The following is a 16,776-nucleotide window of genomic DNA, read 5'->3' on the forward strand; positions in this document are numbered from 1 at the left end:
CTCTACCTTTGATTGTCATAGGAAGCGGGTTGGTGAATTTCTTATTGATGTTTTTGGCTATGTTTGCTGTATTTGGTGTTCTCTACCTTTGATTGTCATAGGAAGCGGGTTGGTGAATTTCTTATTGATGTTTTTGGCTATGTTTGCTGTATTTGGTGTTCTAGGTCACGTTCCTTTTCATGCACTTCACTGGATACCTATTTTGGTATTAATAACAGTAGCGCTATCGGTAGGTATTGGCCTTTTTTTTGGCGTGATTAATGTCTTTATGCGAGACGTAGGTCAAGTGATGAATATTGTATTGCAGTTTTGGTTCTGGCTTACACCTATTGTTTATATGTTAACAATTGTCCCTGCAAAGTACATGTGGATCATGAAAATTAATCCTATGACAGGACTAATCATGGGATATCACAATGTTCTTCTTTACGACAAGTCACCAGATTTCAATCTATTAGTGTACCCAAGTATTTTCGCAGTAATATCACTTGCTTTCGCTCTTGTTATGTTTAAGAGAGCCAGTGAAGAAATGGCAGATGTATTATGAGTAAAGTTTTAGAGGTGTCAAAAGTAGCGAAGTCATTTCTTGACTACAGCTCAGAGTTCCAAAGAATAGCCTCTTGGTTTGGAGTTAATACGAAGCCGATTCAAGAACAAGAAATATTGAAGGATATTACATTTTCTCTAAACTCTGGAGAAGCTGTTGGAATAGTTGGTAGAAATGGTGCAGGAAAGAGTACACTGTTGAAAATGGTCACAGGAACTTTAAAACCAACTCAAGGAAATATTAAAGTTTATGGACGTATATCTGCTATTCTTGAGCTAGGTATGGGATTTCACCCAGACCTCACGGGTCGCCAAAATGTTTATCACGCTTCAGGTCTCATGGGGTTTACTCAAGAGCAAATTGACACTGTGATTAATGAGATTGAGGCGTTTGCTGAGGTTGGAGATTACTTTGATCAACCAGTAAGAATGTACTCGAGTGGTATGCAAATGCGAGTAGCATTTGCAGTGGTGACTGCTTATCGACCTGATATTCTAATTGTAGATGAAGCGTTGTCTGTTGGGGATGCATATTTTCAGCACAAAAGCCTAAACCGCATCCGTGAATTTCAAAAACAAGGCACCACGCTTTTATTTGTATCTCATGATAGAGGGGCAATCCAAGCTGTATGTAACAGGGCAATTTTATTAGAGAAAGGCGCCATCATAAAGGATGGAGACCCTGAGGAAGTCATGGATTATTACAATGCGCTTATAGCCACGAAAGACGGTGCCTCTGATCATGTGGAGCAAATCACTCAAGATGATGGCAAAGTGCAAACGGTTTCTGGTACTAAAGAGGCAACGGTACAGAATGTTAGACTATTAAACTCTGCGGGTAAGAGTATTGATAGTATTGGCGTCGGTGAAATTATTGATATAAGAGTTATAGCCAAAGTACACAAAAAAATTGAATCTTTAGTACTTGGTTATGGAGTTAAGGATCGATTAGGTCAAGTCATGTATGGTACAAACACATGGCACACAAAACAAGTGATAAATCATCCTGAACTAGGTGCATCTTATGAATTTCACATTACCTTTCCTGTTAACTTGGGGCCCGGAACTTATTCAATCCAGACTGCATTAGTTGATAGTGATAATCATCTTACAAACAACTATGAATGGAAAGATTTAGCAGCAGTATTCACTGTTGTGAATATTGATAAAACGGAGTTTGTTGGTTGTAACTGGAATGAGCCAAAAATAAAGGTAGAGTTATTGTGAGTATTGTTTCCTATTCTCAGAACTTAGAGGATGTAATGCTATGGCGAGCATTGAAAGACGTTAAAAATGGTTTTTATATCGATATAGGTGCTAACCATCCGACTGAAGACTCAGTAACTAAGTTATTCTATGATTTAGGCTGGAAAGGTATAAACGTTGAACCTGAAGAAAAATACTACGAACTGTTGAAAGTTGAGCGTCTCAATGACATAAATGTTAATGTTGCAATTAATTCAACTGGAGAGCCAATTGAATTCTATATTAGTGCTATTCGAGGTTGGTCAACGACTAATAAAGATAGTTCAGTTGATTTAGTAAAGAGAGAGTCATTAAGCAGAAATATTGTAGTACCAGCAATGACCCTAGATCAATTATGCTCTGAATATGCTGCTGCAAGAATTGTGCATTTTCTAAAAATCGACGTGGAAGGTGCTGAGAAAGATGTCTTAGAAGGGTTCTCATTCGAGGTGATAAGACCTTGGATTATTATAGTAGAGGCCACTAAACCAACCACTCAAGTTGACGTGTCACATCAGTGGGAAAATATCTTGTATGATAATAAGTATGAGTTTGTATATTTTGATGGTCTGAATAAATATTACGTTGCAAGTGAACGTGAAGAGTTAAAGGAGAAATTCCTTACACCACCTAATATATTTGATGACTACATGGTGGCTGGAGAGTATTTTGCAAAGATAGAACGGAATCGTTTTGAAAATGAATTAGAAAAGTGTCATCAAGAACTTGCTAGATTAAAAAATGCACTAGATAAAAAAGAGCTAGCCATTCAGGAGGAAATGAATCGAGCCTCAATTGCTGAAGCTAGAATAAACGAATTTGTCAATTCAACTAGTTGGAAACTAACTTCCCCTTTGAGAGCTATTGTAAAGGTGATGAAGAAATAATATGAAGCAGAATATGATTGTCATCGATATAACAACTTTACGAAAATGGCGCCGATTTCCAGTCGGTATAGTGCGAACTCAACTTGAATTCACAAAATATTGCTTGATTTATGTTTCAAACTGTAGGTTTGTTTATTTTGACAATTCAAAGTCAAAATTGATTGAAGCTGATCTATGTGATGTTTCGTCATTGATAGAAGAATATAATCAAGAGCATTGGAAATCGGAAAGCGACAAAGTACACTTTAATCCTAGTTCTATTTCTGAGAGTAAAGTTGGTAAAGTTTTTTATCTGATAAGGAATAAACAGTACGTCCATTTGGTGAAAGCTGTACATGCAAGAACTCCGGTTAGGCTAAGAGGAWTACTAAGAAAGTACCTAGAACCGATCCTAAGAAGGCGACTAGAAAAATCTTCCAATCCCCCTAACAGTATAAGTGATTCTCTTTTCAGTCCAGAAAGTGTATTAGCTAAAAATAATGGTGGTATTTTGGGGCCGGAGGATACTTTGGTATGCATGGGACTTGACTGGGATTTTTCCAACTATAGCTTACTGCTTGAAATGAAAAAGATTTTTGGGTTTAAAGTCGCAACTTGTTTTTATGATGCCATTCCGATCTCTTATCCAGAGCTGGTTAACTCTGACTATTTTGGTAAGATATTTTTCGCTCATATGTATAAGCAAAATTATTTGAGTGATAAAGTGTTCTGCATTTCTAACTTCTCTAAGAAATCCTACATAGATATAGCTCAAAAAAATAGATTTTCTTCTACGCCAGACCTGAGAACTATTTATCTTGGTGATGATGTCAAGAAAACGGAACCCTTCAAAGAAATTTCGTCTAACGAAAACTATGTGCTCTATGTGAGTACTATCGAAGCACGGAAGAATCACATTCTTCTTTTGAAAGTTTGGGATATGTTAATAGAAAAATATGGCGAGGATACACCAAGATTGAAACTTGTTGGCATGAAAGGTTGGGGAGTGGATGCGTTTGATGATTTATACAGTAAGAGTTCGGTTCTCAAAAAGTTTGTTGATATCCAGTCAAATATAAGTGACGTTGAACTCGCGACACTGTACAGAAATAGTAAGTTTTGTGTGTTTCCATCAATAGTTGAGGGGTGGGGGTTAGGTGCAGCGGAGTCATTGAGTTATGGGAAAGTTTGTATAGTATCAGATTGCGAAGCCTTAACAGAAGCCACTCAGGGTTTGATGCCAGCACTAAGAAATGATCCTAACGTTTGGTTCCAGCAAATTACAAAGCTAATCGATGAGCCTAGTTCTTTGGCGGAGCTTACAAGTAAAGTTGAGAGAGAGTTTGAACCACGGACGTGGAGAGAGTTCTGTGCAGATTTCCATGATTATATTTTGGAAGGTCAATAATGAAAGTACTTCAAATATCTACTTATCCTATAGTAAGACCATTGCATGGAGGGCAGATTAGAGTTAAGGAAATTAGAGACGCGCTCGTCAATCTTGGCCATGAAGTAAGAAGTATTTCTTTCTCTGAGTTGTCACACAAGGACTATGATGATGAATTTGATTACATGCTAACAGAAGCCGTATTGAGTAAAAATATCAAAACACCTTTCTCTAATGACCTAATGATCTGGCTACGGCTTTGGAGAGTTCGAATAGTAAAAGTATGCGAACTTTCTTAGATAAGCACTTCTGTGAATTCAAGCCAGATTATATCTTCTTAGAGCAACCGTGGTTATGGCCTTTGGTAAAGAAAAAGATTCACGAAGAACAATTGTCGACTAAAGTTGTTTACTCCTCGCAAAATGTTGAATATATTACGAAACTTTCAATATTGGAATCAAATCAAGTTATTGACACCTGTAATGTTGTCCAGTCGATCAAAGAATTAGAATCCGATATTTGCGCAAATGCAGATGTTGTTATCGGATGTACACAACAGGATATAGATGAATTTGTTAAGTTTGGAGCAAAAAAATCGGTGCTTTGTCCAAATGGTATTGCATCACATGTCACGACTGAGTCCTCAAAAGAACTTATAAAATCTCTAGTAGGAGATAGAAACTATGCTCTTTTCGTTGGGAGTGCTTACCCGCCGAATGCACAAGGTTTCTGGACAATGCTCGGTAACTCAATGGCTTGGCTTAAACCAAACCAAATGATTGTAGCAGTTGGTGGTTGCTCTCTTATATTAGAGGACTTTGCTCCAATAGATAGTCGAATGTATGACTTTGTAAACTTTGATAGGATTAAGCGACTGGGTTTTGTAGAGAGCGATGAACTGGCTTCTTTGATAGAAGAAGCAGATGTATTAATACTCCCTATAACTTCTGGTGGCGGCTCTAATTTAAAAACAGCAGAAGCTATTATGTCTGGTAAACCAGTGGTTGCTACTAGTAAGGCATGTAGAGGGTATGATATTACAGCGAACCTGTCAGACTTTGATGTATGCGATGATCAACAGACCTTTGTAAGTTCAGTTCAGAAGTATTTAGGCTCAGAGTGCAGAAGCGTAAGTGATGATGAAATGAAAATTAGGGAGACTGTTCTTTGGAGTAGTACGTTGGCAGATTTACAGAAGGTTTTTGGTCAGCACTAGATTATCGATGAGGTGATGATAGAATTAAGTCAGTTTATGGTCACAACCAAACTGAGTACCGAACTTAGTTTTGTAGCGTTACATTAAATGAGCATATGTCTTATCAAAGACACTTGTATGGTTAAAATTGGCACTTTCAAGCCAAGGTATATTTTTAGACAGGGTATCACATGAAAACAGCAGTTATCACTGGTATAACTGGCCAGGATGCGGCCTACTTAGCAGAGCTACTATTGGACAAAGGTTACAAAGTATACGGCACATACCGTCGTACAAGCTCTGTAAACTTTTGGCGTATCGAAGAGTTAGGTATTGAAAAACATCCAAATCTAGAGCTCGTTGAGTATGATTTGACTGACTTATCTAGCAGCATTCGCCTGCTTCAGGAAAGTGGCGCTGATGAGGTATACAACCTAGCAGCGCAAAGCTTCGTTGGGGTATCTTTTGACCAGCCTCTAACAACCGCTGAAATCACAGGTATTGGCCCTGTAAACCTTCTTGAAGCGATTCGTATTGTTAATCCTAAGATCCGTTTCTATCAAGCGTCGACTTCTGAGATGTTTGGTAAGGTTCAAGAGATTCCTCAACGTGAATCTACCCCATTCTACCCACGTAGCCCATACGGTGTTGCGAAGCTATATGCTCACTGGATGGTGATTAACTATCGTGAATCGTACGACATCTTCGCTACGAGCGGCATTTTGTTTAACCACGAGTCTCCACTGCGTGGTCAAGAGTTTGTGACCCGTAAAATTACAGACACTGTAGCGAAAATCAAACTTGGTAAGCTAGACGTTCTAGAGCTTGGTAACATGGACGCAAAACGCGATTGGGGCTTTGCTAAGGATTACGTAGAAGGTATGTGGCGCATGCTTCAAGCAGATAAGCCGGATACATACGTACTAGCAACGAACCGTACCGAGACAGTTCGTGATTTCGTTACGATGGCATTCAAAGCTGCAGGCATCGAGTTAGAGTGGAATGGTTCAGAAGAGACCGAGACCGCTACTGATAAGGCTAATGGTAAAGTAGTTGTTAAGGTTAACCCTAAATTCTACCGCCCAGCAGAAGTTGACCTGTTGATTGGTAACCCAGAAAAAGCGAAGAAAGAACTAGGTTGGGAGCCGACAACAACGCTAGAAGAGCTATGTTCAATGATGGTTGAAGCAGATCTTCGCCGTAACGAACAAGGCTTCTCGTTCTAATTTTAGTTGTTAGTTTAGATGATAGATGGCAGCAGTTTTTTCTGTTGCCATTTTTTTAGGATGAAAAGTATGAAGAAAGTTTTGTTAACGGGTGTTGATGGTTTTACCGGCAAATATGTAGAACAGGAATTGAACTCCAGAGGTTACTCTGTCGTCGGACTTGTTCATCGAAATGCCAATCAAGGTCAAGTGGCTTGTGACCTCACGGATCGCGAGGCAGTGATGGCGTGTTTGGAACAAGTGCAACCCAATTATATAATCCACCTAGCTGCGTTGTCATTTGTTGGTCATACTGAGCCAAAAGCGTTTTATGATGTTAACGTCTTCGGGGCATTGAATCTTCTTGAAGCAGCGAAAGAACTTGGACTTCAATTGGATAAAGTCGTTTTTGCAAGCAGCGCGAATATCTATGGAAATCCCAAAGATGTAGATTGTATTTCTGAAACTGCCTCACCTTCACCGATCAATCATTATGCCATGAGTAAGTTAGCTATGGAGCATATGGCGAAGCTATGGTTTAGTGAGTATCCTATGATCATTACTCGACCATTCAACTATACGGGGCCCGGTCAAGCGAAGCACTTCTTGATACCTAAAATCGTTTCTCATTTTAAGAGAAATGCTCCTGAAATTGAGTTGGGTAATACTGATGTTTCTCGCGACTTCAGTGATGTTCGTGATATCGCTTTAGCCTACGCAAACCTATTAGAGGCTGATGCTCAGTCGGAGATCGTCAACTTGTGTTCCGGGCAGGTGACTTCATTGCGGGCGATTATCTCCATGATGGAAGAAATCGCCGGCTACAAAATTAAAGTACGAGTTAATCCTGATTTTGTTCGAGCCAACGAAATCAAAGTGCTAGGTGGTAACAATACGAAGTTAATGTCATTAACCGGTAAAGCACCTTCGATCAAGATCGAGAAGACTTTGGCTGATATGTATCATGCAGACTAAAGTTCTTATCAATCTATCCCCGATAAAGCGACCGCTTACTGGTATTGGCTATTACACACTCAATATCGTCAAGGAGCTCTTGAAGAGATCAGTCGAGGTGGTGTCAATTCACGATGGGCGTTACCTTAACTCAGAACAGACGGCGAAATTTATTCAAGACTTCGAGCTAGCAGGTTTAGTTACAACCAAGAGCAGTAGTGGAATAAAGCGTAAACTGGTGGATATTATTCGGGGGATTCCAGGTAGCTATCAGTTGAAGAAACTGTTGCTTACTATCAAGTTGCGGCCAAAATTAAAAATGTTAGCTGAGAATAATTACGTCTATTTTGAGCCTAGCTTTATACCCTTTGACTATGCTGGGAAAACCGTGACTACAATACACGACTTGTCATTTGTTACTCACCCAGAGTTTCATCCAAGAGGTAGAGTTGAGTACTTACAGAATAGCTTATCTACCACAATCGCAAAGTCAGATCGTATATTCGTTGACTCTAATTTCATTTTAGAAGAGCTCAATCAACGTTACGCTAAGAGCATTGGTAAGACATCTACACTATACCTTGGCATTGATGAAGGGTTTGGGTCTCAGCACGCTGAAGACTCTTCATCTTTGTTAAATAGGCTTAATCTTCACAACAAATCCTATATTCTTAGTGTTTGTACGTTAGAGCCGAGAAAAAACCTGACGAGACTAATCGACGCCTACAAATCGCTGCCTGCTACCATTAGAGAACAATCGCCTTTAGTTCTAGTTGGGGACAGTGGTTGGAAAAACGGGAGCATGGTTGAATCGGCGAGATCACTTGTGGTTTCAGGACAAATTAAGTTTACAGGGTATGTATCTGACAGAGAGTTAAAGCAACTTTATGCGTCAGCAATGGTTTTTGCTTATCCTTCTCTCTACGAAGGTTTTGGGCTACCTGTTGTCGAAGCTATGGCTTCTGGATCTCCCGTGCTTACATCCAACTGTGGGGCAACCAAAGAAGTAGCTGGTGATGGTGCATTGTTGGTAGAGCCTAAATCTATAGCGGCAATCACTTCCGGGCTGCTTAAGTTATCAGAAAATCCATTACTACGAGAACAGCTTGTTGAAAAGGGTAATGTGAGAGTCGCTCAATTTACTTGGAAAAAAACGGTTGATGATTTACTTCTAACAATTGAACGACTATAGCAAATGTCTTGAGACTTATTTATTGATCAATTCCTTGTATAGCTTAATATAGCTTTCAGCATAACGCTTATTGGTAAACTCAGCTTCGTATCGGTGTCTTGCATTGATACCGAACTCCGTTGTCATATCATGGGCGTTATTTATCTTTCTCATAGCGTTAGCTAGAGCTTGGCTATCAGCAGGAGGAACGGTAATTCCGGTTTCCCCGTTTATATTCACATACGAAGAGCCAGTATTGATATCAGCACTAATGATTGGTTTTCCAAACATTTGTGCTTCCACTAGCGATATTCCGAAAGCTTCGGAGCGCAAATGAGAAGGGAAAATGAACGCTTTAGACAAGGTGTGAAGTGCGACTTTGTCTTCTTCGGAAATAAACCCAACCATCTTTACGTTTGTCAGCTTATTAGCGGTGATATAACTCTCTAAACGCTCTCTTTCTGGACCATCGCCCGCAACAACGACAGGGAGACCGTTTTGCCTTGCTGCCTCAAGCAAGTACTGAAGCCCCTTATAGTACCTGAGTACACCAACAAACAAGAAAAACTCTTGCCCTACTTTAGCCTTCCATGATTCCAGCTTATTGTTATCGACTGTTGAATATGTGCTTTCATCAATAGCCAAAGGTATTACTTCTACCTTATTTTTGTACTGTATTAGGTTTTTGCTCGTGCTTGCGTATTGAGGGGAGCTCGCAATAATTCGGTCAACTCTGGATAAAAAATGTTTTTCAAGTGGCCAATATATTTTTTTAAGCCACTTTTGCTTGACGATATCGGATTGATAACTTACGAGTGATGGCTTTTTGTGTGCAAAAAGGCTAAGAAAGTCGCCGGTTGGCCAAGGATATTGGTAGTGAATGATATCGCTCTCTCTAGTAAGTGAACGAAACTTTCTTATAAGTTTGAATGAAAAACCATTTGAAGAGATTTCAAAATCCTTTTTGATGACTATGATTCGACTACCTTCAAAGTTAAACTCTTTATCTTCCTCACCTAAGGTAAGAATTGTATTCTGAAAGCCTTGCTCACTGCTACCTTTACAAATATAGCGAATTGCTTGCTCTAAACCACCCTTAGTCTCAGGATAGCAAGTTCGATAAACATGTAGTACTTTCATAAGGTTCTCAACAATTAGGCTGGTGTTGGGTTTGGCTGATATCCCGTAGGTGCCTCAAGCAGAAGGCGCGTAATGCATTCAACATCAAAATGATGGCAACAACGGTCTAACTCGTCCAATAATTTTGTCATTTCAGTCCACGATAACTTTTCTTCACTCGCGGTCATAATTTTTTCGTGGCCGGTACCCTCAACATTATCGCCAATCAACAACTCTTCATATAGCTTTTCGCCGGGTCTTAACCCTGTAAACTGAATTTCAATGTCGCCGTCTACCGTAGTTGGAATTTTTTCACTTAAGCCCATCAAGTGAATCATGCGCTTGGCTAAGTCGAGAATTTTTACCGGCTCGCCCATGTCGAGCACAAATACCTGGCCGTTGTGACCAATCGCACTGGCTTGGATCACAAGCTGGGCCGCCTCGGGGATCAACATAAAGTAGCGGGTAATATCTGGGTGTGTCACTGTTACTGGGCCGCCGGCACGAATTTGTGATTTAAATAGCGGCACCACAGAACCTGACGACCCTAGTACATTGCCGAAACGTACCATGGTGAACGTTGTTTGGCTTTGTTTGTCTGCCAGTGCTTGTAAGACTAGCTCTGCAAGGCGTTTACTGGCGCCCATAATATTGGTGGGTCGTACCGCTTTATCCGTTGAAATAAGCGTAAAGCTTTCTATTTGATTCGCGATGGCTGCGTTGGCGCATGCCAGGGTGCCAAACACGTTGTTGCGTATGCCTTCTACAATATTATCTTCAACTAAAGGCACATGTTTATAGGCTGCGGTATGATAAACCGTATTTATATCATGAGAGGCCATCAACTTATCGAGACGGTTCTCTTTTTGCACCGATCCTAGTGCAGCGACAAGTTGTGCATCAAGCGCTAAATTGATACACATTTTTGACAGAGTCTGATGGGCGCGGTAAAGGTTATATTCGTTTAGCTCAAAAAGGACTAGCTTGGTAGGCTTTAGCTTTAGCGCTTGCTGGCATATTTCTAGACCAATTGAGCCACCGGCTCCGGTCACTAACACATTTTTATTGGTGATCTGTTTGGCCAACAGAGCAGGGTCGGGCTCAACCGGTGCGCGGCCTAATAGATCAGCAGTGTCGAGATCTTTAATGTCACTCACAGTGCCTTTGCCAGCAGCAATGTCTTCAACGGAAGGGACGGACTGAATCTCAATCGGCCAATGGGCAAGCTTTTCAAGTAATCGTAGCCGCTCACCTTTAGTCACATTATTAATCGCGAGTAGCAGCTTAACGGGCTGATAGAGCGACCGCAGTCCATCAAATTCTGATGGATGATATACTCGAATGCCGTACATGATTTGGCCCACTTTCGCGCTGTCATCATCAAGAATGGCTGCTGGATGATATTCATTACCCTGGATCAGCGCATAAGCGAGATCACGCCCTGTTGCGCCGGCACCATAAATAAAAACATTTGGCTTACTGCGTTTATAATATTGCTCATAAAGTATGCGGAACAAAATCCTTGGCCCACCGAGAGTGAGAATCGCAATACCGGCATAGATAAAAGGCACGCTGCGCGGGATAAAAGACTGAAAAAAGAAGCCGCTTAGCGCTAACGTAATCGCCGACAAGGTAACGGCAAGAAAAATATGACCAATGGCTGGTAAGGTCATGTACCTTAATACAGCCCGGTACATGCCGAGCCTGATAAAGCAAAACACAGTGGCGAGGATCGTGGCGAAAAAAGAGGCGGCCTCTTCGATACCAAACTCAAATGTGGTGGTGCCGAGGCGAAACACAATTGCAAGATAAATAGAAAGCATCACCGCAACCATGTCATAAGATGCCGTAATTAGGCGTTTTTTGCCGCGGCTGGCATTGAGAAGTGGCTTAATAGGCGTGAACATTAGCGACCATTTGATTAATTGATTTGATGAAAGGATGTTACTTGTCACCAATTTAGTTGACTTCACAGGCAATTACGAGAAATTGACGATTGATTTTACCCGAAGAGCCGACAACAATGGTACTAAATTTGCAATGTTGTATGTGAGACGTTTCACAGATGAGTTTGTTACTTACCGGAAGTTCGGGGTTTGTGGGTCAAGCGGTGGTTAGTTTAGCGACAGAACGTTGTCTCAACGTGCGAGAAGTGGTGCGCACCAAAGCAGACGTCCAGCGAGCAAATCAGCGTGAGACGCAAACGTCTCGATTTTGGGTGGATGCCATCAATGGCGATACGGACTGGAAGGGCGCCTTTGAAGGAATCGATTGTGTGGTTCACTGCGCCGCGCGCGTGCATCATATGCATGAAACCGAGGCTGACGCACTGGCAGCGTACCGTTCAATTAACACCGAAGGGACTCGGCACTTGGCACAACAAGCCGCGGCTGCCGGTGTGAAACGGTTTGTGTTTATTAGCTCGATAAAAGTGAATGGCGAAGCGACCCCCCCTAACCAGCCGTTTTATGCCAACGATAAGCCTAACCCACAAGATCCGTATGGCATCAGCAAATATGAGGCCGAGCAGGCGCTGTTTGAAATTGCTCAGCAAACCGGGTTAGACGTAGTGGTGATCCGTCCGCCACTGGTATATGGGCCCGGCGTAAAAGCCAACTTTCTCACCATGATRAAATGGACCAAACGACGTATACCCTTACCCTTGGGTGCCATTCATAATCGACGAAGTATGGTTTACCTTGATAATCTTGCCGATCTGATCCTAACGTGTTGTATCCACCCTAATGCAGCCGGGCACGTATTCTTAGCCTCCGATAATGACGATGTCTCGACAACTCGGTTACTAAAAAYCGTCGCGCAAGCAATGCGCCGACGCGCCTATTTACTGCCGATTCCCGCGTGGTTACTGACTCGTATAGCTCAATTACTCAATAAACCGCAGTTGTCGCAGCGTTTATGTGGTGAYTTGCAAGTGGATATTCATAAAACCATKRGCCAACTTAACTGGCAACCGCGTTATAGCGTAGAGCAAGGGATCGCAAAAACCGTGAGTGACTATCTTGCAAAGAAATCTYATCTTGCAAAAAAACCTWATCTCACAAAAAAACCTTAACCAAGCCAACATCCACCACACCTAAGACAAGGCATTGTTCGTGATACGTTTACTCGATTTTATTTTTGCATTCGCCGGCCTACTGCTACTGTGGCCTATCATTATCGTGATCGCTGTTTTTGGATACTTTGATACCGGGGCGCCTATTTTTAGGCAAACCCGCGTTGGGAGAAATCAGCAGCCGTTCACATTAGTTAAATTTCGTACCATGCCGATACACACGCGGTCTATGGCAACTCACTTGGTCAGTGCAAGCGATGTGACCCGTCTAGGGCGTTTTCTACGCAGAACGAAGCTGGATGAATTGCCGCAGCTTATCAATGTGCTGCGTGGCGAGATGAGCTTGGTTGGCCCGCGTCCATGTTTGTTTAATCAAACCGAGTTGATTGAAGCACGAGAGCAACGGGGGATTTTTGATGTCAGGCCGGGGATCACCGGCCTGGCTCAGATTAATGGYATTGATATGTCAGATCCTACCAAACTCGCCCAATGGGATCACGACATGCTCGCAACCTTGTCATTAAAGCAGTATTTTCTCTACATCATCGCAACGGTGCTGGGCAAAGGGACGGGAGACCGTACCAGCTAAGTATTAGCGTTATTCTGTTCACTATTGGGTGAGATCGCCATACTTGCAAAAATCACCACTCCGAGTGAAAAAAACAAGATCCCAGAGTGGTGATTAATGTAGTGTTGCGTCAACATACAACCTGCAACAAGTATCAGGTGACAACGTAATAATACGATACTGAGTTGATTTTCTGGGCTACCGTTTCTTTTGCTTTTTCTCGTTGCTATCCAGGGTGCTGAGAGCATGAAAATTAGCGTGCCAAAACCGATTAAGCCTTTGACTTGTAACTCTTCTAAATACTGATTATGCGCGCGGCTGGAGCCTACTATAACGGCGTCCGAATAACTTTGTTCAACCAATCTCTGTTTTGCCGCCATGATGTTCGTATAACCCGCCCCTGTGATAGGGTTTTCGGCAGCTATCAAAAGCGCTGCTTTCCATAACTCGAGCCTGATTCCTGAAGAGCTACCGACACGCGGCGTTGGCAGCGTGGCAGATTCTATATTCGCCTCTGTTGATTGACTTTTGTCTTGAGGTGACGATGCTTTTGGTTGACTAACAGGTGGTTGAATAACGGATTCCGGGCGCATTGGCGTTTCGGTCACTTGCTCGTATCTTGCCAAATCCGATAAGACCAAGCCAGCGCGGTTTAACGCGGGCACGAGGGCGGTGGCTATAATGAGGGCAATACTGGCTCCCATGGCGACATAATCGCGGCGCGAGAAAACCTTGCGATAATAAACTAGCGCCCACAAGGCGACAAAGGGCGTAATCACCCATGAGCCACGGCCGCCACTAAGTAGCGTGGCGATAAAGCCAAGGGTGATGCCTAGAAAGGCGATGGCCTTTAAGGTCGGTAACCTTCGTTGGCAACTATAGATATAGGCAAAAATGCTAAAAACGCTTAAGCCGGCCGTCATGCCTGCCACTTGGATCGGCATAAACCCGCCGGTCGAAAGCGCGCGAATATCGAGTATGTAATGCTGATACAGTGCGATGCTTCCCGCTACAGACGCCCCTATACCACAGCCATAAAAAACGGCTTTCAGCGAGGGGGGATACGTCAAGAGCAACGCAAAAATCAAAATGGCTAACAGCACACGGCTAGGCATATCCAGTTGCGTATAATGCCCGCCCGGCAGGGCAAAGGCGAGTGTGACCACAAAGTAGAGCACCAATGAGCCACTAATCAGCATGGCGGGGCGTGTTTTTAGCGCCTGCCACGTACTCGGCAACATGATCAGAGCGGTGACCGCCAGCAAAATGCCCACATATTTGTAAGACTCTGGCGTGATAAGCAAGGTGGCGAAGTAAGCCAAACACAACAAGCTGGTGAGCTGGCGACGAGAAGTGAGTAACAAGGTGCTTTCCTTTGTCTTATATCTGTTTTCATGAATAGCATGATTCGAGAATGCCAGAGGATTATACATATCTTGGCGGAGCGTGCACTTGTTGATTACCTCAGCAAAGATGAGTTAAACGGCTGTGGCGTGTGAAAAGACGGATGCTCAAAAGATGAACTGGAGAGCGGATTCGCGGAGTTTTTGCTCTTGGTAGGCTCGTTAATCTGTTACACTATTGGTACTGTATATCAATGATAATTCAATGTATTGAGAGCGAGAATGGAAAAAAAAGAACACATTATAGTGGGCGACCATGAGCATGTTTTCATTAAACTTTATATTGATGTATTGATTAACAAATGTCTCGTGCCTCCAAGCAAGCTTCTWCTTGTRTCACCAWCTTGTGGTGAATCACGTGAACCGCTCCTAGACGTCGATGTTGTTTCATATCAGCATTGTGATACAAAAATATTGAATGATTGTTGTTCAGTGACGGCTATTTCACTCAATACAAAGAATGCATCAGTATTAAAAAAATTGATTGTTGAAAATCATGCGGCTGAAAAAATAGCAATTCATTTAACTGACGATGAAGTTGCTAGATGGATTAATGTTAAAAACAAACATGGAGAATTAGTAGTCGCTAGCGAAGCACTTTTTGATGAAGATTGCCTTTTTGTTATCAATAGTGTGAATACGTTGATTGCACCAGAACCCTACTTTAAAGAAAAAATGGATTACCTGCTACCAGGCAATACGTTTAGATATGTTGATGCCAGAGATCCATTTAAATCGTTGCCGTCAAGAGATTGGGAGATGTTTAAATCTCTTCACCAATCTGAGAGTATAACGGTGCGTGAGAATAACATATGTATAGGTGCAAAAAGAGGTGTTTTTTCGTTAATCGATATTCTTAAAATGATTAGCGCCTTCAAAAAAGAGGGGCTGGTACCTAAGAATAAAATCACACTGTTCACTTACAAAAAGAAGAAGCACTTGAGAGTGATCATTGACCTCTATCTAGGTATGTTGCGTCACATTTATAAATGTAATGTCGATATCGCTTATCCTATTGCTACAACGCCGATAGCGTATAACGCAATCCTTGCGTCATGCCACTATCTCATATTGCAGGGGCGAGGAAGCATGTCATCAGCAAGAAGTTACTTGAGCTTAGGTAACGGAGTTGTTTGTGTAGAAGCCAACTCGGCAAACGAGAAAGAGCTTAAGTTTGCCGAAGGCGTTGATGTAATAAGTTATAAAACGTGGCACGACTTAGCGTTAGCGATTAAAAACAASAGTATTGATGCGGCAAAGAACCAAGCGATCATTAACCAAGCGTTTAATCGTAAGTATGCGGTGTTGAGGGAGTTTTATTCAGGTTAGGGAGTCAAGATCCTCATGGAGGCAGACAGTATCGATGCGTTCAAAATGAATGTTCATTTTGACTGCAGAGGGTGGGGTATACTCGCGGTTGAGACAACATATTTACACGAGTAAATGATTTGGTTAGATAGGATTAGCACCTTACCTTGAGTASAGTGARCCTCATAGAAAAAGGCTCTAAGGGATAAACAGAAGCTACGAAATGTAATATACTTGCCACCATACTTTTCGATTAGATTGTAAACGTTATGCTAAACCACAAATCAGTCCTCATCACCGGCGGCACCGGATCGTTCGGTAAGCAGTTCATCCAGACCATTCTTGTTCGYTAYCCTGAYGTAAARAAAATCATTATCTATTCGCGTGACGAGCTAAAGCAATTTGAGCTCAAACAGCTGTATCCGCAAAGTGAGTACCCACAACTACGCTTTTTCATCGGTGATGTGCGCGACAGAGWGCGCATGGTGCAAGCGTGTGAAGAGGTGGATGTGATCATCCACGCGGCGGCGATCAAGCAGGTTGATACCGCGGAGTACAACCCAACGGAATGCATTCGCACTAACATTGATGGCGCGGAGAACGTGATTAATGCGGCATTGAAGTGTGGAGTGAACAATGTCGTTGCACTTTCGACTGACAAAGCCTGTGCGCCGATAAACCTCTATGGCGCGACCAAGCTTGCATCAGACAAGCTGTTTACGGCGGCAAACAACAT

15 protein-coding genes are annotated in these 16,776 nt (G+C 42.3%); 12 read left to right on the plus strand and 3 right to left on the minus strand.

Translation table 11 applies throughout. The features are described 5' to 3' along the window. From BZG77_RS13460 to BZG77_RS13500, 8 genes are all read left to right on the plus strand, one after another. A partial coding sequence (locus BZG77_RS13460; protein ID WP_158011449.1) for an ABC transporter permease occupies positions 1–547 on the plus strand: 547 nt, incomplete at its 5' end. Continuing rightward, positions 544–1,773: an ABC transporter ATP-binding protein gene (locus BZG77_RS13465; protein ID WP_077647600.1), complete on the plus strand. Its 1,230-nt coding sequence runs from the start codon at positions 544–546 to the stop codon at positions 1,771–1,773. The genes BZG77_RS13460 and BZG77_RS13465, both read left to right, overlap by 4 nt. Next, a complete protein-coding gene (locus BZG77_RS13470) occupies positions 1,770–2,678 on the plus strand; it encodes an FkbM family methyltransferase (protein ID WP_077647601.1) in 909 nt (302 codons plus the stop codon). The genes BZG77_RS13465 and BZG77_RS13470 overlap by 4 nt, the downstream gene beginning before the upstream one ends. A gap of 1 nt (position 2,679) precedes the next feature. Then, complete coding sequence (locus BZG77_RS13475; protein ID WP_077647602.1) at positions 2,680–4,065, plus strand: glycosyltransferase; 1,386 nt, start codon at positions 2,680–2,682, stop codon at positions 4,063–4,065. A 262-nt stretch (positions 4,066–4,327) separates the two neighbouring features. Then, entirely contained in the window at positions 4,328–5,260 is a 933-nt protein-coding gene (locus BZG77_RS13485; RefSeq protein ID WP_077647604.1) for a glycosyltransferase, read from the plus strand. Positions 5,261–5,430: 170 nt separating this feature from the next. Continuing rightward, the gene (gmd, locus tag BZG77_RS13490) at positions 5,431–6,465 is read left to right on the plus strand and encodes a GDP-mannose 4,6-dehydratase (RefSeq protein ID WP_077647605.1); all 1,035 of its coding nucleotides are present in this window, start codon (positions 5,431–5,433) and stop codon (positions 6,463–6,465) included. A gap of 18 nt (positions 6,466–6,483) precedes the next feature. Next, positions 6,484–7,419: a GDP-mannose 4,6-dehydratase gene (locus BZG77_RS13495; RefSeq protein ID WP_338012825.1), complete on the plus strand. Its 936-nt coding sequence runs from the start codon at positions 6,484–6,486 to the stop codon at positions 7,417–7,419. Continuing rightward, a complete protein-coding gene (locus BZG77_RS13500; RefSeq protein ID WP_077647606.1) occupies positions 7,409–8,590 on the plus strand; it encodes a glycosyltransferase family 4 protein in 1,182 nt (393 codons plus the stop codon). Before BZG77_RS13495 ends, BZG77_RS13500 begins: the two co-directional genes overlap by 11 nt. Positions 8,591–8,605: 15 nt before the next feature. Here BZG77_RS13500 and BZG77_RS13505 read toward each other — a convergent pair whose 3' ends face one another. Both BZG77_RS13505 and BZG77_RS13510 read right to left on the minus strand, forming a co-directional pair. Beyond that, a complete protein-coding gene (locus tag BZG77_RS13505) occupies positions 8,606–9,709 on the minus strand; it encodes a glycosyltransferase (protein WP_077647607.1) in 1,104 nt (367 codons plus the stop codon). A 14-nt stretch (positions 9,710–9,723) separates the two neighbouring features. Continuing rightward, the gene (locus tag BZG77_RS13510) at positions 9,724–11,595 is read right to left on the minus strand and encodes a polysaccharide biosynthesis protein (RefSeq protein ID WP_077647608.1); all 1,872 of its coding nucleotides are present in this window, start codon (positions 11,593–11,595) and stop codon (positions 9,724–9,726) included. A 158-nt stretch (positions 11,596–11,753) separates the two neighbouring features. Between BZG77_RS13510 and BZG77_RS13515 the strand changes: the two genes are divergently transcribed. Both BZG77_RS13515 and BZG77_RS13520 read left to right on the plus strand, forming a co-directional pair. Beyond that, the gene (locus tag BZG77_RS13515) at positions 11,754–12,761 is read left to right on the plus strand and encodes a UDP-glucose 4-epimerase family protein (RefSeq protein ID WP_077647609.1); all 1,008 of its coding nucleotides are present in this window, start codon (positions 11,754–11,756) and stop codon (positions 12,759–12,761) included. 40 nt (positions 12,762–12,801) lie between these two features. Further along, a complete protein-coding gene (locus BZG77_RS13520; protein ID WP_077460474.1) occupies positions 12,802–13,350 on the plus strand; it encodes a sugar transferase in 549 nt (182 codons plus the stop codon). Here the strand turns inward: BZG77_RS13520 and BZG77_RS13525 are convergent. Then, complete coding sequence (locus BZG77_RS13525; RefSeq protein ID WP_158011450.1) at positions 13,347–14,693, minus strand: O-antigen ligase family protein; 1,347 nt, start codon at positions 14,691–14,693, stop codon at positions 13,347–13,349. The genes BZG77_RS13520 and BZG77_RS13525 overlap by 4 nt on opposite strands. Before the next feature lie 261 nt (positions 14,694–14,954). Here BZG77_RS13525 and BZG77_RS13530 point away from each other — a divergent pair, with 261 nt between their 5' ends. Both BZG77_RS13530 and BZG77_RS13535 read left to right on the plus strand, forming a co-directional pair. Further along, entirely contained in the window at positions 14,955–16,061 is a 1,107-nt protein-coding gene (locus BZG77_RS13530) for a hypothetical protein (RefSeq protein WP_077647611.1), read from the plus strand. 248 nt (positions 16,062–16,309) lie between these two features. After that, positions 16,310–16,776 (plus strand): SDR family NAD(P)-dependent oxidoreductase (locus tag BZG77_RS13535; RefSeq protein WP_131826160.1); only part of this gene is annotated, 467 nt, incomplete at its 3' end.

Origin of the sequence: Salinivibrio sp. IB643 (assembly GCF_001996105.1) — a bacterium.
GTDB classification, from domain to species: domain Bacteria; phylum Pseudomonadota; class Gammaproteobacteria; order Enterobacterales; family Vibrionaceae; genus Salinivibrio; species Salinivibrio costicola.